This window comes from Yersinia sp. 2540 StPb PI (genome assembly GCF_052217165.1).
GTDB lineage: Bacteria > Pseudomonadota > Gammaproteobacteria > Enterobacterales > Enterobacteriaceae > Yersinia > Yersinia enterocolitica_E.
The window spans coordinates 3,918,913-3,938,582 of sequence record NZ_JAZGQC010000001.1; the positions used below are offsets into that span (position 1 = coordinate 3,918,913).

Below are 19,670 nucleotides of genomic sequence, written 5' to 3' on the forward strand. Positions count from 1 at the left end.
TCTTCCATTAAGTCTTGTGACGGTCATCGCACAACGTCTATCGGTACCAATCTAGTTGAACCAATCTAGCTGGTGAATTGAACGCTGTAAATCTACTTTATTACATTTGGTGTTCTGTGCAGATAAACAGCAATAATGCGGTTTACTCGATTAGGTATCAACTTATTGAATGAAGCCATCAATTTTTATCTGGATTGTTATTTGTTATAAAATCATTAATAAGAGTCATACTCGGTTATCACCCCCCTCTTATCCCTAAAGGTTAATACGGTTTATGCCTAGGTTACTGTTAGTTGATGATCACCCTGTGGTGCATGTTGCCCTTGAAGCCGCACTGATGCGCGCGACACCACGTTATCATCTGCATTGCGCTGCTGATGACCAGCAGGCTTTGGCCTTATTGGCGGAATATCACTTTGATCTATTAATTTTGGATATCAGTTTGCCACAGCTTGACGGTTTGCAGTTTTTACGCAAAATCCGCCGCCACTATCCACAGCAGTCCATCATGATTTACACCGCCCAGGAAGAGGAAGTTTATGCCAAAATGGCTTATTCCGCTGGGGCACAGGGATTTATGCATAAAGGGCAGCCGATGGATAACCTATTGCAAGCCATTGATGCCGTTATTGCCGGCCAACGAGTATTCCCCGCCAGTACGCTGGATAGCGGCACACCTAACGATGAAAAATACCATTTAACCCAGAAAGAGCTGCAAATATTGGGATTACTCAGTAAAGGCCATTCTAATTTACATATTGCTGAGTTACTGAATATCAGCAATAAAACTGTCAGCACACATAAGAAAAATATTCTCAATAAAACCGGTGCAGCAAATTTACTGGCATTAATTGCCGTATTTAACGAGCTACAACCATGAGAAAATGCGGGTTAGTATTGCTATTCATTGTCCAATTCTGCCTGCTGCTACCCGCACAAGCGACCTCTACTTTGCACTACAATTTAGTTAGCAGCTTGAACATACCGGCCAGCACACCGTTTATCACACCTAATAATCCATGGCGTAATGCCACTTTGCGGGTTGGCATCCTCAACGACAATGTGAGCCCGTATAATATTATTGTCGATGGTGACCTGTACGGTCTGAATGCCGATTACCTTAACTATATTAAGCAAGCAACCGGGGCCAATGTGGAGGTGATAGGCTTCTCCGACGCCACAACCCTGAATCAGGCATTAAAACAAGGTGATATCGACCTACTGTTTGGTTTACCTCGCAGCGCATTAAATCCCAACTTATATATATCAAAACCTTATTATATCAGTAAGTTACTGGTGTTACGTAGCCGCCAAAATAGCCGTCAGGTAATGTTAAACTCGGCTGATGCGCGCATTGCTATTAGTAAAATGGCCGGTATGCAGTTGGTCGATGAAATTCAGAATAAAACCCCGCATAACCAGCTGTTTGATAATAATCTGCAAGCCATTTACTCCTTATTAAACGGCCTTAATGACTACTTTATTGCTGATGAAACCAGTGCCAGCTTTATTATTGATCAACTGCAACTGGGGCAAATTTATCAGGTTGAGAATGATATAAAGCCCGGCAGTCTCTCTTTGGTGTTTGCGGCAACCAATCCGGCATTGATAGAGACGCTTGATCACGTTATCAGCAACGTCCCTATGGACGTTCTTAATACCATTCAGGGCCGCTGGAGTAAAAAAATCCCCAGCTATCTCGATACCGGTAATGCTGATCTTACCCGCATGGAGCAAGAATGGGTTAAGGCCCATCCCGTGGTGTATTACGCCGCCATCGATGATGACTATCCCTTTACTTATCGTGGCCGCGATAAACAACCACGCGGCTATATTGTCGATATTCTCAATACCATTGCACAAAATACTGGCCTGCAATTTTCGCCGGTCTGGAGCAGTAACCCACGGTTGGCCGATCAACTGGTGCAACAAAATAAGGCCATGATGCGGGCTTTACTGCCGCTAGCCGGTGGTTTCAAAGCGCAATATGACAGCTCGATGCCAATTCACCGTGCCTTGTGGGGGGTGTATACCAACGCGTTCACCCATAATGTCTCAACGTGGGGAGATCTATCTGGCAAGCGTCTCGGTGTGGTGGAAGGGGATTTAGGTCAGCAACTGATCCCCCCCCAGACCTTGGCCACTGTCTTTGCTAACCGTAAGGCAATGTATGATGCACTGGCTAATGGGCAGTTGGACGGGCTGATAGATAATGTCATCTCCGCCAATTTTATGGTTCTTTCCCGCTATTCCGGGGTCATCAAACTGGCATTTGCGGCAGATAACATTGCTTATCCACTGGCCTTTGGCGTCGCGCAACACTCGCCGTTACTGCTGTCGATTCTCAATAAAAACTTGCTACAAATCCCCCCCGCCACCCTGCAATCACTGCGTGATGAATGGGTATCCGATCCTCGCAATATTATTGATGCGGTAAATGAAAATCGCATGATGCCCCCTGCCACCTGGTTGTTTAGCGCCCTTGGCGGGCTGTTGATACTGCTCTTGGTGGTGATGGTCCGCCGTTTTATTCAGCGGCGCAAAGAGCGACGTGAGCGAGAAGTCTTGGAACAGGCGCGCCTGCAAGCCGAAACCGCTAATCAGATGAAAAGTAAATTTCTGGCAACTATCAGCCATGAGCTACGAACACCAATGAATGCCATCCTTGGTTTGTTGGAACTGGAGCTTAAAAAAAACACTACCGCGCAGGGCAATTTGCCCGTTATTTACAGCTCAGCATCATCGTTATTAAGCCTACTCAATGACCTACAAGATTATGCCAAGTTAGAAATTGGCTCATTACAGCTTTTACCACAACCTACTGCATTGATTCCTTGGATTAATCATATTCGCGCGGTTTATCAACCGCTGTTGGGTATGCGGCCGATAACCTTAAATGTCAGTTACAGTGATAACTTACCTGAAACAGTTCTGCTTGATGGCGGTCGCTTACTTCAGGTCATGAACAATCTAATTAACAATGCCATTAAGTTTACCTGCCAAGGCGAAATTAATGTTCGGATGGCGTGGCAACCGCAGCACGAAGGGCAAGGAGAGTTGATATTGCAGGTGGAGGACAGTGGTTGCGGAATAGCCGCTGCGGAAATACCCCACCTGTTCCAGCCCTTTTATCGGGTTGAGACCAGCAACAATCTGATGATCCCAGGCAGTGGTTTGGGTTTATCGATCTGCAAAGAGCTTATTGACCGAATGAATGGCACTATCAGCCTGGCCTCAGAGCTGAATAAAGGCACCGTGGTCACCATCAAATTATTGCTTGCCATGGAGACGGTATCGCCGTCAATCCTGAGGCCCGCGACAGAAATTACGGACACGTTATGCCTGTATCCTCTTCGTGTCGCGATGGTTGATGACCACCCGAGTAACCTCCTGTTGATGCAACAACAGCTCAGGCATTTTGGTATTGAATCCGAGCTGTTTGATAATGCCCGCCAGCTATTACACGCTCATTTTCAGCAACCGTTCGATGTGCTGTTTGTCGATTACAATATGCCTACTCTGGATGGTTTTACCCTGGCGCGAATCATTCGCCGACAAGAGCGCCCATCTCAGTCTAAAGCGGTAAAAATCATCCTTTGCTCAGCCGATGTACAAGAATTTACCCGTATCCGGCCTGGGAATATCGTTATCGACCATTGGCTGACCAAACCGGTGACACTCAGTGATATTGAGCGGGTATTACGCATACAAACCGTTATGGCCACAGAGCAACCGGTTTACGATAACCTGCGGGAAATACTATTACGATTGGGTAATCAGGACCCAAAAATGGTGCGCAAATTAGTGGTGACGCTGCTTGATTCCATGGTGCATGACCGCCAACAACTTGTACTGGTACCACAGTCGCTAGCGGCCCGTGCACAGGTATTACACCGCATTAAGGGCAGTTTTCTGATATTGCAAAATGCCGCAGGTGCCGCATTATGCCAGCAGTTAATTAGCCAATGTCAGCAAGGCAAAATCGCTCCTGCGGCCTATACTAAACTGCAGAATCTATTAGCACAGTTGATTAAAGGTTTGAATCAAACCCTGTCAGAGCTAACATAAATCGACAGTTCTGTGCACACATCTTATGGTCCAAGGATAACTATGGCTGTATCTTCATTTTTCCCCCAAGACAGCAACAGTAAACGCCTACTGATAGCTTTTGTGGTTACCACTCTGTTTATGGTGGTGGAAGCCATTGGTGGCTGGCTATCGGGTTCGCTGGCATTATTGGCGGATGCCGGACATATGCTGACAGACTCAGCCGCATTATTTATCGCATTGATGGCAGTTCATTTCTCTCAGCGAAAACCTGACTCTCGCCATACCTTTGGTTATTTGCGCCTGACCACACTGGCAGCGCTCGTCAACGCGGCGGCATTATTGTTGATTGTGGTATTGATAGTCTGGGAAGCGGTACGGCGTTTCTTTTCTCCCCATGAAGTGATGGGGATGCCGATGTTATTCATCGCCATCGCCGGATTATGTGCAAATATTTTCTGCTTCTGGATACTGCATCGTGGCGAGGAAGAAAAGAATATCAATGTGCGCGCCGCAGCCTTACATGTGCTGGGAGATCTATTAGGTTCCGTTGGGGCGATAGTGGCTGCCGTGGTCATTCTGACTACCGGCTGGACACCTATTGATCCGATATTGTCGGTATTGGTCTCAGTGTTGGTGCTCCGCAGCGCCTGGCGGCTGCTGAAAGAGAGTTTTCACGAACTGTTAGAGGGCGCGCCGCAAGAGATTGATATCACCAAATTGCGCAAAGATTTATGCGCCAGCATATATGAAGTGAGGGACGTTCATCATGTTCACTTATGGCAAGTTGGCGAAAAACGGCTAATGACACTGCATGTGCAAGTGATCCCTCCGAGGGATAACGATGAATTATTGCATCGTATCCAGCACCATTTACTGCATCACTACAATATTGGGCATGCCACCATTCAAATGGAATATCAGCATTGCGCCGCACCCGATTGTGGTATCAATCAGACCGCCAGTAACAACGCGCACCATTACCACCCTCACTGAGGGCAAAAGGCCACTGTTTCAACGGAGATAAGCCCGATAAAACAGTGGCCTGACTTAGCCGCTAGTGACTCTGAGTTGATAACGGACGTGAATGATTTCTTGCCGCGCTCTTCATCCACAACCAAGAGCCATTCAGGGCAATCAGTGTCAGTATCACGTATTCCAGAGCCATCGCATAAACCCCCTGATAGGCGAAAATCGCTACACTGATGACATCAATCACCACCCAAATCAGCCAGTTCTCAACATATTTGCGTGTCATCAAGATCATCGCCACAATTGATAACACCATCATGGTGGAATCCCAGAATGGGAATGCATCAGGTTGCAGTTCAGGCATTTGCACATTAGCGCCCAAACGCTGCATCACCACCACTGCGGCACGGGTCAACCCGGCAAAAACAGTATCAATATGCAAGGTCATTAAAGCGATACCAGCCACGCACACTGCGCCCCAAATCAATGCTTTCGGCAATGATAACCAGCGAATTTTTAATTCAGCTTGATTGTCAGGCGTTTGCTTACTCCAGGCATACCAGCCATAGATATTGGCGACGAAGAAGAACAACTGTAATAGCAGGCTGGCATAGAGCTGAATCTGGAAAAAGATTACCGCAAATAACGTCACGTTAATCAGGCCAAACAAATAGTTAATTATCTTCTCTTTGCTGGCAAACCAAATACAGAGTAACCCAAACAGGGTACCAATCGCCTCTATCCATGAAAGGTCATACCCCCCCGCACCCAGCGGAATATGCACCAATATATTGCTTGTACTGAGGAAATCCATCTGGCAATCCTTTTATTGGGGAGAAATAATAAGTATTGAGGTCAATTGGTGTCATTTACGACTCAGGCGTTGCCTTTGACCTGTAACTTCAACTGGTTGGCAAAATCCAACATCCGATTCAGCGGTATCAGCGCCTGCTGACGCAATTCTTCATCGACATGTATCTCATGCATTACACCTCCCTGCTCCAGCCCCTCAGCAATCGCTCTGAGACCATTCATTGCCATCCACGGACAGTGAGCGCATGTTCTGCACGTCGCACCTTCACCCGCCGTCGGGGCTTCGAATAATTCTTTATCTGGGCACGCCTGCTGCATTTTGTAAAAAATGCCACGGTCAGTCGCCACAATAAGTTTTTGCTGTGGCAACGTTTTTGCAGCCTGAATCAGTTGGCTAGTCGAGCCGACAGCATCAGCCATATCAACCACTGCCTGAGGTGATTCCGGGTGAACTAACACCGCAGCATCAGGATGCAGTACTTTCATGCGAGCCAGTGCCTGGGTTTTAAACTCGTCATGGACGATACAGGCCCCCTGCCAGCACAATACATCGGCCCCACTCTTCTTCTGCACATAATTGCCCAAGTGGCGATCCGGCGCCCAGATAATTTTCTCACCCAGGCTATCGAGATGCTCAATAAGCTCAACCGCAATACTGGAGGTCACTACCCAATCAGCTCGGGCTTTAACCGCCGCAGAGGTATTGGCATACACCACCACGGTGCGGTCTGGATGGCTATCACAAAATGCGGCAAATTCATCCGCCGGGCAGCCTAAATCCAGCGAACACTCTGCATTCAGGGTTGGCATCAACACTTGCTTCTCAGGGTTCAAGATTTTGGCCGTCTCTCCCATAAAACGCACGCCGGCGACCAGTAATGTCGATGCCGGATGGTTATTACCAAATCGTGCCATTTCAAGGGAATCGGCGACGCAACCGCCGGTTTCTTCGGCTAAAGCTTGGATTTCGGGATCAGTATAATAGTGAGCGACTAACACCGCATCGCGCTGCTTCAGCAGTGTTTTGATCTTCTCACGGTAAAAGGCTTTTTCCTCTTCATCCAAAAGGACAGGTCGTGGAGGAAATGGATAAATAGCCGCATTCACATCAAAAGTTTCACTCATCGCTCACATCTCTGTTGCCAGTTATTCCAGAGTCAGCAAACGTTGCTGGCTGCCAGTAACACTTGATTTGTTTTTTATCCTAAACAAAATATCCAACATCCAGCTAAAAGTCGCCAAAAATTGTCTGATAATGGTGAAAATGTTTAATGGAGTTAAAAATGAGATGGGAAAGTGAGTCGTCGAAAGGATATTAGAGGATTATAGGGGTTATATTCAGGATGGAAAGGAAATCGATAAGAACACTAGGGAGATAAATCGGGAGGAGATGATGACAACTGGAAGATAATGGTGGGTTGTGCGGGATTACTTGACATAATGGTGGGTCGTGCGGGATTCGAACCTGCGACCAATTGATTAAAAGTCAACTGCTCTACCAACTGAGCTAACGACCCATTATGTATGCTGCTAATGACAATTCAGTGCCTGTCGTGCGGGATTACTTGACATAATGGTGGGTCGTGCGGGATTCGAACCTGCGACCAATTGATTAAAAGTCAACTGCTCTACCAACTGAGCTAACGACCCATTATGTATGCTGCTAATGACAATTCAGTGCCTGTCGTGCGGGATTACTCGCACTTCGGGTACTTTTTAGACAAAACAGGAAGAAAAATCTTTGCACTGATTTCAACTTCGTACATTCAAACCGGCGTGCGGGGAGAATGGTGGGTCGTGCGGGATTCGAACCTGCGACCAATTGATTAAAAGTCAACTGCTCTACCAACTGAGCTAACGACCCGCTGTAATGCGGTACTGCTTAACATAGTGGTGGGTCGTGCGGGATTACTTGTCCTGCGGACTCGCCCTTCGGGTCAACGCTACGCGTTGCTGTCTCGCTTCGCTCGGCTCGAACCTTTACGGTTCTCATCCCTACGATTTGATACCCTGATAACTCTGCATAATGGTGGGTCGTGCGGGATTCGAACCTGCGACCAATTGATTAAAAGTCAACTGCTCTACCAACTGAGCTAACGACCCATTATGTGTGCTGCTGATGACAATTCGGCGCCTGTCGTGCGGGATTACTCGTCCTGCGGACTCGCCCTTCGGGTCAACGCTACGCGCTGCTGTCTCGCTTCGCTCGGCTCGAACCTTTAACCAATTGATTAAAAGTCAACTGCTCTACCAACTGAGCTAACGACCCATTATGTGTACTGCTTACTATAATTTCCTGCTGCTTTAACGTTTTACAAGTTGTCTTGGCAACGGCGGCATATATTACTAATTTCTCTTCACAGTGCAACTTAAATTTCTGTTGAAGCGTTTAACTGCTTGTTCTTCACTCGCCAAAGTCCAGAAATTAGTCAATATGACCAATTCCTGGACTCGAAAATGGCTAAAGAGCAGATAAACGTTTCTGTGCCTGTTTAGCAGCATCAGTATTAGGATATTGCTTGATCACTTGTTGATAAACCGCCTTCGCTTTATCGCTTTGGCCTTTATCCTGCATGATCACCCCAACTTTAAACATCGCTTCTGAACTTTTTGGAGACTTTGGATAATTTTTTACTACAACAGCATAATAATATGCAGCGTCGTCTTTCTTACCTTTGTTGTAATACAACTGCCCTAACCAATAGTTGGCATTAGGCTGGTAAGTCGACTTTGGATACTGTTTCACAAAACCTTGGAAAGCAGTGATCGCTTGATCAAATTGCTTTTTCTCAAGAGCCAAAGAAACGGCTGCATTATAATCGCTGTTTTCATCACCAGTACTTGCTGCAGGTGCCGCTGTAGCAGCCGCTGCGCCTGCGGCAGCAGTATCGGAACTTCCAGCCGCAGAATTATCTGTCGCAGCACCAGTAGCCGCAGAAGCTGAACCCTGCGCCCCCTGACCACCGCTCAGACTCTCCATCTGCTGGTAGATCTGTTTTTGCCGCTCAACAATTTGATTGAGCTGGTACTGATTTTCTTGGATCTGACCGCGTAAACTATCTACATCGCGTTGCGAATCGGATAGCTGTTGCTGAAGTTGAGTTAATAGTTGGCTGTGAGCGTTGGAAATACGCTCAAGTTGAGTGACCCGATCTTCTACCGAGCCGGAGCCGACATTACTGATTGGCGCTTGGGCAGTAGCGGCCCATGGGACCGCTACGCCAACCAGTAACGACAGACCCACTAAGTGACGTCTGAAGTTACTGTTCATGCGATTCTCTTAGTAAACCAGAACTGCACGACGGTTTTTAGCGAACGCTGCTTCGTCATGGCCCAGTACTGCTGGTTTCTCTTTACCGTAAGAAACGATAGAGATCTGGTCAGCCGAAACGCCTTTACCTTGCAGATACATTTTCACAGCATTTGCACGACGCTCGCCCAACGCGATGTTGTATTCTGGCGTACCGCGTTCATCCGCGTGGCCTTCAACAACAACTTTGTAAGATGGGTTGCTACGCAGGAATGCAGCATGTGCATCCAGCATTTGAGCGAAGTCAGAACCGATATCGTATTTATCGAAACCGAAGTAAACGATATTGTTCTTTTGCAGTTCTTGCATCTGAAGACGAGCTTGCTCTTCTGAAGACAAGTTGCTGCCATTTTCTGTACCAGTGCCAGCGCCCATGCCAGATTGGTCATTATTTGCGCTTTTGTTAGAACTACACGCAGCGATTGCCAGAACTGGCAAAGCCAACATTAGCCCTTTTAGCACTTTGTTCAGTTGCATCTCTTTGATCCTTTTATAGTTTGCCATACATACGTATTTACACATGCATCACAGATACGGCGACCAGGCAGGAAATTTGACCTGTCCATCAGTTGCCGGAAGACGCGCTTTGAAACGCCCATCAGTCGAGACCAGCTGTAACACAGCTCCCAGCCCTTGTGTCGAGCTATAGATAACCATGGTGCCGTTAGGCGCGATACTAGGCGTTTCATCCAGGAACGTGTCCGTTAATACTTGAACGGCTCCCGTTTCTAGATCCTGTTTGGCGATGTGTTGTGCCCCACCATTAGAACTAACCAATGCCAGGAACTTACCATCAGGACTCACATCTGCGTTCTGGTTCTGAGAACCTTCCCACGTGATTCGCTGTGGTGCACCACCATTAATATTCACTTTATACACTTGTGGACGACCGCCCTGATCCGAGGTATAGGCCAGATTCTGGCTATCCGGGAACCAGCTTGGTTCAGTGTTATTGCTACGGCCATCAGTAACCTGGCTGATTTGACCAGATCCTAAGTCCATAACATACAAGTTCAAACTACCGCTTTTAGATAACGCGAAAGCCAATTTAGTCCCGTCCGGTGAGAAAGAAGGCGCACCGTTATGACGAGGGAATGAAGCCACTTGTCTGATTGCACCATTAGCCAGCGTCTGAATAACCAGTGCTGACTTACCACTCTCGAAAGTGACATAAGCAATTTTGCTACCATCTGAAGACCAGGCTGGTGACATCAAAGGTTGTGGCGAACGGTGAACGACAAACTGGTTGTAGCCGTCGTAATCAGAAACCCGCAATTCGTGTGGGAATTTGCCGCCGTTGGTTTGCACAACATAAGCAATACGGGTACGGAAAGCACCTTTGATCCCTGTCAGCTTTTCAAATACTTCATCACTGGCAGTATGCGCTGAATAACGTAACCATTGTTTAGTTACTTTATACTGATTTTGCGCTAAAACGCTACCGGCTGCACCAGAAGTATCGACTAACTGGTAAGAAACCACATAGCTACCATCAGCACTCGGTTGAACCTGACCAACAACAACAGCATCAATACCCAACGCAGTCCAGGCTGCTGGCGTTACTTCTGCCGCAGTTGAAGGCTGTTGTGGCATGCGAGCCGCATCAATTGGGTTAAATTTGCCACTGTTACGTAAATCTGCGCCAACAATAGCACCGATCTCTTCAGGTGGTGTACCCGGCCCCATCCATTTAAACGGAACAACACCAATTGGACGAGCAGAGTCTACCCCTTGGGTAATCTCAATTCGAACTTCTGCATGTAACACAGAAGCCCACAAAACTAAAAAGCCTAGCGCAACTCGAAATGCCTGCTTCATCTTATCTCCCTTATCCGAGCGGGATGCCCGCGATAATTAGCAGAATTTTAACAAACCAACGCAAACAAAACTACATAATCCACGGTTGATCAACAAAGTTATACCCCTGTTAATCAACCCTTATTGAGGTTTAAATACAAGCGGAGCATTCTTAAACACTTCATAAACATCCGAGCTTGGAGGCTTAGGAATCTTCGCTTGTTTTGCAGCAGCGATAGCAGCCTGGCACAGTGCCGGGTCACCCCCTTCTGCTTTAACATCAATTAATAGACCATCTGGTGCTAATTTAATTCGCAGATCACAGGTACGGCCTTTGTAAAGATCTGCATCATAAAATTTACTCTGGATCGCGGCAGTGATCTGGCCCAAATAGCCGCTGACATCACCCGCTGATGCTCCGCTCTTCTTGCCACCACCTTTACCCGCAGCAGCAGCGCCCGCGCCGGCCCCACTTTTCGGTGCATTTTTGGAGTTAGCTAAACCACCAAATAAATCATCAACATCGGTTGTTGCCGCCGCTTCTGCGGCCGCTTTTTTCTTGGCATCAGCAGCAGCGGTTTTTTTAGCCTCTGCGGCCGCTTTTTTCTCAGCATCAGCCGCAGCTTTCTTCTCAGCGGCGGCAGTTGCTGCTTTCTCGGCAGCATCAGCCGCTTTCTTCGCCTCAGCTTGTTTCTTCGCTGCTGCTGCTACAGCCGCCTCTTTTTTAGCTTCGGCTTCTGCTTTTTTCTGCGCGTCAGCTTGTGCTTTCACGATTTTATCAGCTTCTGCTTTTGCTTGTGCGGCTGCGGCCTCTGCCTGTTTCTGCTCTTCTTTCGCTTTTGCAGCAGCGGCAGCAGCAACTTTCTGTTGCTCAGCGGCCTCTTTTTGCTGCTCAGCGGCTTGTTTTTTCTGTTCTTCAGCCGCCTGCTTGGCATCTTCTTGCGCTTGCAGACGCTCTTTTTCCAATTCTTTCAGCCGTTGTTGCTCAGCAGCCTGCTTTTGCTGCAATTCTTCTGCTTGCTGATCGGCTTTTTTCTGGCGCTGTTGTTCTGCGCGTTTAGCGTCAGTCTGCTGTTGCTGCTGACGGTTATACTGTTCTGTTACTGCGCCCGGATCGACCATGACAGCGTCAATAACTTCGCCGCCAGCACCGCCGCCGCCCATTTCAGTCTTCTGCGTCAGAGAGCCCCAAATCAACAGGGCAATCAATATGATGTGCAGAACCACCGACACGATAACGGCGCGATTCAGCTTATCATTTTGCTCGGTTGCCTTACCCACGCTCGATTTCCACACTCGATGTCCGCATCTATTGCTAAAAAACGGAACTGCTAAAAACAAGGTATCTACTGGCTGGAGTGACTCTCAATCCAACCAATATCAACGCAAATTTATATCGGTTGAGTCATTAAGCCCACCGACGTCACACCCGCCTGATGCAGCATATTCAGAGCCTTGATAATTTCATCATAAGGCACCTCTTTAGCACCACCTATCAGGAACACGGTTTTCGGATTCGATTTCAATCTGGCCTGAGCCTCTGCTACAACTTGTTCTGAAGGCAGTTGCTCCATCCGCTGGTGATCTACCACCAACGAGTATTGCCCCACCCCTGACACTTCCACAATCACTGGTGGATTATCATCACTTGAGACGGTTTTTGAGTCCGTCGCGTCGGGCAGATCCACCTCAACGCTTTGCGTAATGATCGGCGCGGTCGCCATAAAGATCAGCAATAGCACCAGCAACACGTCCAGTAAGGGAACAATGTTAATTTCAGACTTAAGCTCGCGACGTTTACGACCACGTACTCGCGCCATACAACCCCCTACTTATTTGCTCTCGGCGCTGGCAAAAGCCTGACGATGCAGAATAGCAATGAACTCTTCCATGAAGTTGTCATAGTTTTGTTCAAGTTTATTCACGCGCTGGTTCAGGCGGTTATAGGCCATAACAGCAGGGATCGCAGCGAACAGACCGATCGCGGTAGCAATCAGTGCTTCGGCAATACCTGGTGCGACCATTTGTAACGTCGCCTGCTTTACTGCACCCAGAGAAATAAAGGCATGCATAATCCCCCATACTGTACCAAACAGGCCAATATACGGGCTGATGGAACCAACAGTACCGAGGAATGGAATATGAGTTTCCAGAGCTTCTAATTCACGGTTCATTGAGATGCGCATCGCACGGGAGGCACCGTCAATCACCGCCTCTGGTGCATGGCTGTTTGCGCGATGTAAACGGGCAAACTCTTTAAATCCAGAATGGAAGATCTGCTCGGAGCCCCCGAGAGTCTCGCGACGAGCCTGGCTTTCCTGATACAAGCGAGACAGCTCAATACCGGACCAAAACTTATCTTCAAAGGCTTCTGCATCGCGGGTGGCAGCATTCAGAATACGCGTTCGTTGAATGATGATCGCCCATGAAGCAATAGAAAAGCCCATTAATACCAGCATGATAAGCTTAACGAATAGGCTTGCCTGCAGGAATAAATCCAGAATGTTCATGTCAGCCACTACTTAAACTCCGCGACAATAGACTTAGGAAGCGCTCTTGGCTTCATTTGGTGTGGATCGATACATGCGATCAATACTTCTGCACTACTCAGAAGATTGCCATGTGTGTCGAGAATTCGTTGAGCAAACGTGAGAGAAGCCCCACGCATTGCGGTAATTTCACTCTGTACTTCCAGCATATCATCAAGACGTGCCGGTGCCAGGTATTCTACCGTCATGCGGCGGACAGCGAAAGCGACATGCTCACTGAGCAATTGCTGCTGGTGAAAATTGCGTTGGCGCAACATTTCAGTGCGCGCCCTTTCATAAAAGGCAACGTAGCGTGCGTGGTATACCACGCCGCCAGCATCGGTGTCTTCAAAATAGACACGTACCGGCCATCGAAACAACGTATTACTCACTCTACTTCCCAGTAATGCAGTTAACGGACACACTATACTGAAGAGCGCTAAGCTTTGGAATCACTTGAGGGAATAGAACGAAAATAATTATGGGCCGAATGGCCCATAAGGATAGATTGTGTTCAGATTAGGCGAAACGTGTACAGATTAGACAAAAAAGTAGAATAATCCCGCGGCCAAGCAAGCAATTGCGGGAAGTGGTGAGAAAAAAGCACGCAACCATATCCGCTTAGGGCGAAAACCTACCCCATGAATCACACCGGTACAAACCGCCCACACGATAAACACCTCTTGCCAGACCTCAAGTGAACTGGTTGCCGCCGCAAAACGCGAAGGGTCCCAAAACACACAGAATGCCACAGCAAAGGCGAGCACCAGTGAAAGGGCCCGCAGCGGGCCCTTATCCAGTAAATCGTATAACTTATCGGACAACATCATCATTGCCATTATTAGCGGCTTTCGCTGCTGCATTGGCTTCACTCTGCTCCAGCGCCAGAGCAGTAATGATACCAAAGGAGCAGGCCAGAAGTGTCCCTAGAATCCAGGCAAAATACCACATGCTTTATGCTCCTTAGTACAGTGAGTGCTTATTGTTTTCGATAAAGTCTTTATCAATGCGCCCGAACATCTTGTAGTAACACCAACTGGTGTACAGCAGGATGATAGGAACAAAGATTATCGCAACAACGGTCATCACTTTCAGCGTCAACAGGCTAGAGGTGGCATCCCACATTGTCAGACTGACATTCGGCACTGTGCTTGACGGCATGACGAATGGGAACATAGTTACCCCGGCAGTCAGAATCACACAGGCAATAGTCAGTGATGAGAACAGGAAGGCCCAAGCCCCTTTTTCAAAGCGCGACAGCAAAATGGTGAACAGTGGCAGAATAACCCCAAGAGCAGGCAGCGCCCACAGGCTTGGGTACTTATTGAAGTTAATCAACCATGCACCCGCCTGATGTGCAACTTCTTTGCGCATCGGGTTAGATTCAGCCGCCGTATCCAGAGCTGAAGTTATAACGAAGCCATCAATACCTTTAACTAACCAGATACCGGCCAACAGGAAGGCCACACTCATCACCAACGCAGAGATCTGAGCCGCAGTACGGGAGCGCAGATGCAACTCACCACGGGTACGCATTTGCAGGTAAGTAGCACCTTGCGTTACCAGCATGGTCAAGCTGACAACACCCGCCAGTAACCCAAACGGGTTCAGCAACTGGAAGAAGTTACCGGTGTAGAACAGGCGCATGTAGCTATCCATGTGGAACGGTACCCCTTGCAGCAAGTTACCGAATGCCACACCGAAGACTACCGCTGGCACGAAGCTACCAGCAAAAATGCCCCAGTCCCACATATTGCGCCAACGGTTATCTTCCACCTTAGAACGGTAATCAAAACCGACCGGACGGAAGAATAACGCAGCCAATACCAGAATCATCGCAATATAGAAGCCGGAGAATGCGGCTGCATACACCATTGGCCAGGCAGCAAACAGCGCCCCACCCGCAGTGATCAACCAAACCTGATTACCATCCCAGTGAGGGGCAATCGAGTTAATCATAATACGACGTTCTGTATCATTCTTACCGATGATACGCAGCAGGATACCGACACCCATATCGAAACCATCGGTTACTGCGAACCCAATCAGCAGCACACCGATCAGCAGCCACCAGATAAATCGTAATACTTCATAATCAAACATAAGTGGACTCCTGTTTACCGTGCTTCCTGCACTGGGGCAGTCGGCTGTTCAAAATGATAGCGGCCGGTTTTCAGGCTACTTGGCCCAAGGCGCGCGAATTTGAACATCAGGTACATTTCTGCCACCAGGAACAGCGTGTACAGACCACAGATCAACCCCATGGAGAATAGAATATCCCCAGCGGTGACTGACGAGTTTGCAATTGCTGTCGGCAGCACTTCACCGATAGCCCATGGCTGACGACCATATTCCGCCACAAACCAACCTGCTTCTACTGCAATCCACGGCAACGGAATACCAAACAATGCTGCGCGCAGTAACCATTTTTTCTCACCAATCCGGCCACGAACTACGTTATAGAAGGACAGACCGATAATCAGCAACATCAGGAAACCACAGGCAACCATGATGCGGAAAGCGAAATACAGTGGCAGAACACGTGGGATTGAGTCTTTAGCCGCCAACTGAATTTGTTCTTCAGTCGCATCGGTAACGTTTTGGGTATAACGCTTCAGTAACAGACCGTAGCCCAGATCTTGTTTCGCCTTACTAAAGGCTTCACGCACCGCAGGGTCAGTGTTACCCGAACGTAATTTTTCTAGCAGACTGTAAGCATGGATACCATTACGGATACGGACTTCATGTTGAGACATCAAATCACGCAAGCCGATAACCGGTGTATCCAATGAACGGGTCGCTATTATCCCCAAGGCAAATGGAATCTGAACCGCAAATCGGTTCTCCATGGTTTCTTGATTCGGGATAGCAAACAGCGTAAAGGCTGCCGGAGGCGGTTGGGTTTCCCATTCAGCTTCAATTGCAGCCAATTTGGTTTTCTGCACATCGCCCATTTCGTAACCAGATTCATCACCCAGCACGATAACCGACAATACGGCAGCCAAACCAAAGCTCGCCGCAATGGCAAAGGAACGCTTGGCAAACGGAATATCACGGCCTTTCAACAGATAGTAAGAGCTGATACCCAGCACAAACATCGCGCCAGTCACATACCCTGCCGCTACAGTGTGAACGAATTTCACCTGTGCAACCGGGTTGAGAACCAGTTCAGAGAAGCTCAGCATTTCCATACGCATAGTTTCAAAGTTGAAATCAGATGCAATCGGGTTTTGCATCCAACCGTTGGCAACCAAGATCCACAACGCAGAGAAGTTAGAGCCTAATGCAACCAGCCAGGTTACAGCCAAATGCTGATGTTTACTCAGGCGATCCCATCCGAAGAAGAACAGACCGACGAAAGTAGACTCCAGGAAGAACGCCATCAAACCTTCGATTGCCAGAGGGGCACCGAAGATATCACCGACGTAATGTGAGAAATATGACCAGTTAGTCCCGAACTGGAACTCCATAGTCAAACCAGTAGCAACCCCCAGAGCAAAGTTAATAGCAAATAACTTGCCCCAGAATTTGGTCATATCTTTATAGATTTGTTTACCAGACAGCACATAAACCGATTCCATAATTGCCAACATAAACGCCATACCCAGCGTTAGTGGGACAAATAAGAAATGGTACATTGCCGTTAAGGCAAACTGTAACCGTGACAGTTCGACAATATCAAACATCTTGACTCCTTGCTCCTCGCAGGAAGACTCCGACTTGCGGCAACCGAGCCTCCGCTAACTAAATTGGAAGCCCTGAAATTACCCCGCAGTGAATGCCCAAAAAAACACAACAAAAATAACAATATCAACTACCCAGTATTACACCGCGGTAATAGTACGCTTCTAATCCCACACAATAAATAGGATTTTACGTGACCCAGCGTTGAGTTCTGGATACAGGTCAACAAACAGGCCATTTGCCCATCCCGCCGTAGTTTGATCTAGAACAATTTAAGCTCATATGAACATTATTGCTATATTCAAAACTTGATTTAGGACAATTAATTCTTTTTCATGTTAATTAAAAGTTTGATTGTTTTTATATAACCCCGAACTGTTAATGAAATGTAATTTTATGGTTTATCTAATGCTTTATTACTGCGTTATTATGCGATCCAGATTAACGTTTAAATTTATTACACTCAGGGTGAGTTAAATCACAATTCCGAGTTTTATATAAATATATTAGTCTAACTTGAGGGAAGCGTTCGCAAGTGTTGCCATTTTGTTGCATGATGAAATGCTATTTCTTGATAAAATATTGAATCCTCTACAATGAAAAAAATAGCGCTCACCACATTACTCTGTGTCAGTACCGCTTCCATCGCCGCGCAACAAGTTGATATCACTATTTTAGGCACCTCTGATTTACATGGTACTTTTGTGCCGTGGGACTATGCCAGCGACAGTGAAAACTTAGCCGGCAGTCTGAGCCAGATAGCCACGAAAGTGCAAAAAATACGGGCTGAACAGCCGAATGTGATTCTGGTCGATGCCGGTGATACCCTTCAGGGCAACTTTGTTGAAACCTTTAAAAATGAGCCGATAAGCCCGATGATTCTCGGCTTCAATGCCTTGAAATATGATGCCTGGGTGATGGGCAACCACGAATTTGATTTTGGCCTGAAAGCCCTTTCCACTTCACTAAAACAATTTGATGGCACGGCACTGGCGGGGAATATCTTCTGGGATTCAGGTAAACCTTACCTCCCCTCTTATAAAATCATCGAACGTCAGGGGGTGAAAATCGGCATTATTGGCATGGATACCCCAATGACTGCGGAGTTTGCACAAGGCACCGACCGTATCAATGGCATTCATTTCACCGATCCAGTACAAGAAGTGAAAAAGGTTATTCAGCAAATCCAGCCACAAGTAGATGCCATCGTGCTGGTTGCCCATATGGGAGTCGATAATGAGAATCAGCGCCCTGGCACCGGGGTTGGCGATATCGCCAAGGCCAATCCAGAGCTGGCAGCCATTGTCGCAGGCCATATGCATGTGAAGATTGATAAAGCAGTGGTTAACGGTGTCATTATCACTGAGCCGGATAAGTATGGCCGCGCGCTCTCCCGCATTGACCTGAAATTTGAGCAGCGTGAGGGGAAATATCATCTGGTGGATAAAGACAGCTATACCTACCCGATCAAGGGAGTCGAGTCTGATAAAAAGCTGGAAGCGATTTACCAGCCTTATCATGATATTTTGCGCGCCAATGCTAATCGGGTGATTGCAACCTTGAGCGGCAGTAATCTGGTACCGGCCGATGAGATTAAAGGTATTCCTCAGGTTCATATTCAGGATACCGGTATCAGCGCGTTGTATCAGGAGGCGGCACATTATTATGCTCCTCAGGCGCAGGTTATTGCCTTACAGATTGATAACGACCATCCTAAACTGGATGTCGGGGATATCACCGCTAAAGACATTGCATTTAACTATCAATATGCCGGCGGTGAAATCACCGTTTATGCTCTGACCGGTAAAGCGTTAAAACAGTACATGGAGTGGTCGGCTGATTACTTTAATCAGGTTAAAGCGGGTGATGTCACCTACAGTTTTAATCCACAACGTCGCGCTTCAAAATATTCGACCAATGACTTCTTCGATGGTGTGACTTACACCATTGATTTACGTCAGCCAGTCGGCTCACGTATCACCGACCTGCGCCTCAATGACGGCACGCCTGTTACCGATAGCACCCCTATTCATCTGGGCATGAACAGTTACCGGATGGGGCATTTGACGCAAAAAGGTGGCGCATTGGAAGGACAGAAATTCCAAGTGTTATCAGACAGTAAAGCACAGTACGGTGAGGAAGACGGCACAATACGTAATCTGACCATTCGCTATTTGACTGATATTAAGGCCGGGAAGTATGAGGGTAAAGCTCAGCAGCGCTGGCATTTAATCGGGTTGGAAGGCTACGAGAAAGAGCGGCAGATTGTTAAACAGCTGATTAATAACGGCACACTTGCTGTGCCCGTGACGGCTGATGGCCGCTATACCAACATCGCGTCTATCAATGTCAAAGATAAGTTGTTTAAGGATAGAGCCAGTTATGATGCTGCATTGGCTGCGTTGCAGCAACAAACTGCCAGTGCCAGCACTGAGCAGGCTAAGCAACAAGCGCAAACAGATATTATCTTAATCACCGCCCTGAATACGTTCTGATTAGCCACAAAAAAGGCCACCGCA

At 47.6% G+C, this 19,670-nt stretch carries 17 protein-coding genes, 4 tRNA genes and 2 other RNA genes; 4 read left to right on the forward strand and 19 right to left on the reverse strand.

Going from position 1 to position 19,670, the window contains the following annotated elements; all coding sequences use genetic code 11:
* Positions 1 to 274: 274 nt before the first annotated feature.
* Genes V1956_RS18230 through zitB form a run of 3 tightly spaced genes read left to right on the forward strand, consistent with a single transcriptional unit; the run spans position 275 to position 5,043 of the window.
* Positions 275 to 880, forward strand: coding sequence for a response regulator (locus tag V1956_RS18230; RefSeq protein ID WP_420074435.1), 606 nt, complete (start codon positions 275 to 277; stop codon positions 878 to 880).
* A complete protein-coding gene (locus tag V1956_RS18235; protein WP_442825449.1) occupies positions 877 to 4,068 on the forward strand; it encodes an ATP-binding protein in 3,192 nt (1,063 codons plus the stop codon). Before V1956_RS18230 ends, V1956_RS18235 begins: the two co-directional genes overlap by 4 nt.
* Before the next feature lie 42 nt (positions 4,069 to 4,110).
* On the forward strand, positions 4,111 to 5,043 hold the full coding sequence (zitB, locus tag V1956_RS18240) for a CDF family zinc transporter ZitB (RefSeq protein WP_442825450.1): 933 nt from the start codon (positions 4,111 to 4,113) through the stop codon (positions 5,041 to 5,043).
* A gap of 61 nt (positions 5,044 to 5,104) precedes the next feature.
* Here the strand turns inward: zitB and pnuC are convergent, their stop codons facing one another.
* The 19 genes from pnuC to cydA form a co-directional block, all read right to left on the reverse strand.
* The gene (gene pnuC / locus V1956_RS18245) at positions 5,105 to 5,833 is read right to left on the reverse strand and encodes a nicotinamide riboside transporter PnuC (protein ID WP_420071356.1); all 729 of its coding nucleotides are present in this window, start codon (positions 5,831 to 5,833) and stop codon (positions 5,105 to 5,107) included.
* A gap of 62 nt (positions 5,834 to 5,895) precedes the next feature.
* Positions 5,896 to 6,957, reverse strand: coding sequence for a quinolinate synthase NadA (gene nadA, locus V1956_RS18250; protein ID WP_083159576.1), 1,062 nt, complete (start codon positions 6,955 to 6,957; stop codon positions 5,896 to 5,898).
* Between the two features lie 316 nt (positions 6,958 to 7,273).
* Positions 7,274 to 7,349: transfer RNA gene (locus tag V1956_RS18255), tRNA-Lys, on the reverse strand.
* A gap of 57 nt (positions 7,350 to 7,406) precedes the next feature.
* Positions 7,407 to 7,482: transfer RNA gene (locus V1956_RS18260), tRNA-Lys, on the reverse strand.
* A 138-nt stretch (positions 7,483 to 7,620) separates the two neighbouring features.
* Positions 7,621 to 7,696 (reverse strand) — tRNA-Lys (locus V1956_RS18265).
* A gap of 27 nt (positions 7,697 to 7,723) precedes the next feature.
* Positions 7,724 to 7,845, reverse strand: a non-coding RNA gene (locus V1956_RS18270) — RtT sRNA.
* A gap of 14 nt (positions 7,846 to 7,859) precedes the next feature.
* Positions 7,860 to 7,935: transfer RNA gene (locus tag V1956_RS18275), tRNA-Lys, on the reverse strand.
* 27 nt (positions 7,936 to 7,962) lie between these two features.
* Positions 7,963 to 8,094, reverse strand: a non-coding RNA gene (locus V1956_RS18280) — RtT sRNA.
* Between the two features lie 199 nt (positions 8,095 to 8,293).
* Positions 8,294 to 9,103: a cell division protein CpoB gene (gene cpoB / locus V1956_RS18285; RefSeq protein ID WP_032907063.1), complete on the reverse strand. Its 810-nt coding sequence runs from the start codon at positions 9,101 to 9,103 to the stop codon at positions 8,294 to 8,296.
* Positions 9,104 to 9,112: 9 nt separating this feature from the next.
* Complete coding sequence (pal, locus tag V1956_RS18290) at positions 9,113 to 9,619, reverse strand: peptidoglycan-associated lipoprotein Pal (protein WP_004393299.1); 507 nt, start codon at positions 9,617 to 9,619, stop codon at positions 9,113 to 9,115.
* A 48-nt stretch (positions 9,620 to 9,667) separates the two neighbouring features.
* Entirely contained in the window at positions 9,668 to 10,960 is a 1,293-nt protein-coding gene (tolB, locus tag V1956_RS18295) for a Tol-Pal system beta propeller repeat protein TolB (RefSeq protein WP_372558366.1), read from the reverse strand.
* A 120-nt stretch (positions 10,961 to 11,080) separates the two neighbouring features.
* Positions 11,081 to 12,220: a cell envelope integrity protein TolA gene (gene tolA, locus V1956_RS18300; RefSeq protein ID WP_442825451.1), complete on the reverse strand. Its 1,140-nt coding sequence runs from the start codon at positions 12,218 to 12,220 to the stop codon at positions 11,081 to 11,083.
* A 110-nt stretch (positions 12,221 to 12,330) separates the two neighbouring features.
* Entirely contained in the window at positions 12,331 to 12,759 is a 429-nt protein-coding gene (gene tolR / locus V1956_RS18305) for a colicin uptake protein TolR (protein ID WP_083159585.1), read from the reverse strand.
* Between the two features lie 12 nt (positions 12,760 to 12,771).
* Positions 12,772 to 13,458 carry a Tol-Pal system protein TolQ gene (gene tolQ, locus V1956_RS18310; protein WP_005188971.1) on the reverse strand — a complete coding sequence of 229 codons (687 nt, stop codon included), beginning with the start codon at positions 13,456 to 13,458 and terminating at the stop codon, positions 12,772 to 12,774.
* The gene (gene ybgC, locus V1956_RS18315) at positions 13,458 to 13,859 is read right to left on the reverse strand and encodes a tol-pal system-associated acyl-CoA thioesterase (RefSeq protein ID WP_032907060.1); all 402 of its coding nucleotides are present in this window, start codon (positions 13,857 to 13,859) and stop codon (positions 13,458 to 13,460) included. Before ybgC ends, tolQ begins: the two co-directional genes overlap by 1 nt.
* A gap of 147 nt (positions 13,860 to 14,006) precedes the next feature.
* Complete coding sequence (ybgE, locus tag V1956_RS18320) at positions 14,007 to 14,294, reverse strand: cyd operon protein YbgE (protein WP_420075156.1); 288 nt, start codon at positions 14,292 to 14,294, stop codon at positions 14,007 to 14,009.
* Complete coding sequence (gene cydX, locus V1956_RS18325; RefSeq protein ID WP_004712290.1) at positions 14,281 to 14,418, reverse strand: cytochrome bd-I oxidase subunit CydX; 138 nt, start codon at positions 14,416 to 14,418, stop codon at positions 14,281 to 14,283. The genes ybgE and cydX overlap by 14 nt, the downstream gene beginning before the upstream one ends.
* Before the next feature lie 12 nt (positions 14,419 to 14,430).
* Positions 14,431 to 15,570 (reverse strand): cytochrome d ubiquinol oxidase subunit II, encoded by a 1,140-nt coding sequence (gene cydB, locus V1956_RS18330; RefSeq protein ID WP_083159589.1) that lies wholly within the window; start codon positions 15,568 to 15,570, stop codon positions 14,431 to 14,433.
* A gap of 14 nt (positions 15,571 to 15,584) precedes the next feature.
* A complete protein-coding gene (gene cydA / locus V1956_RS18335; RefSeq protein ID WP_372558364.1) occupies positions 15,585 to 17,153 on the reverse strand; it encodes a cytochrome ubiquinol oxidase subunit I in 1,569 nt (522 codons plus the stop codon).
* 594 nt (positions 17,154 to 17,747) lie between these two features.
* On the opposite strand from cydA, the gene V1956_RS18340 reads away from it, so the two are divergent.
* Positions 17,748 to 19,646: a bifunctional metallophosphatase/5'-nucleotidase gene (locus V1956_RS18340; RefSeq protein WP_420075061.1), complete on the forward strand. Its 1,899-nt coding sequence runs from the start codon at positions 17,748 to 17,750 to the stop codon at positions 19,644 to 19,646.
* Positions 19,647 to 19,670 lie beyond the last annotated feature (24 nt).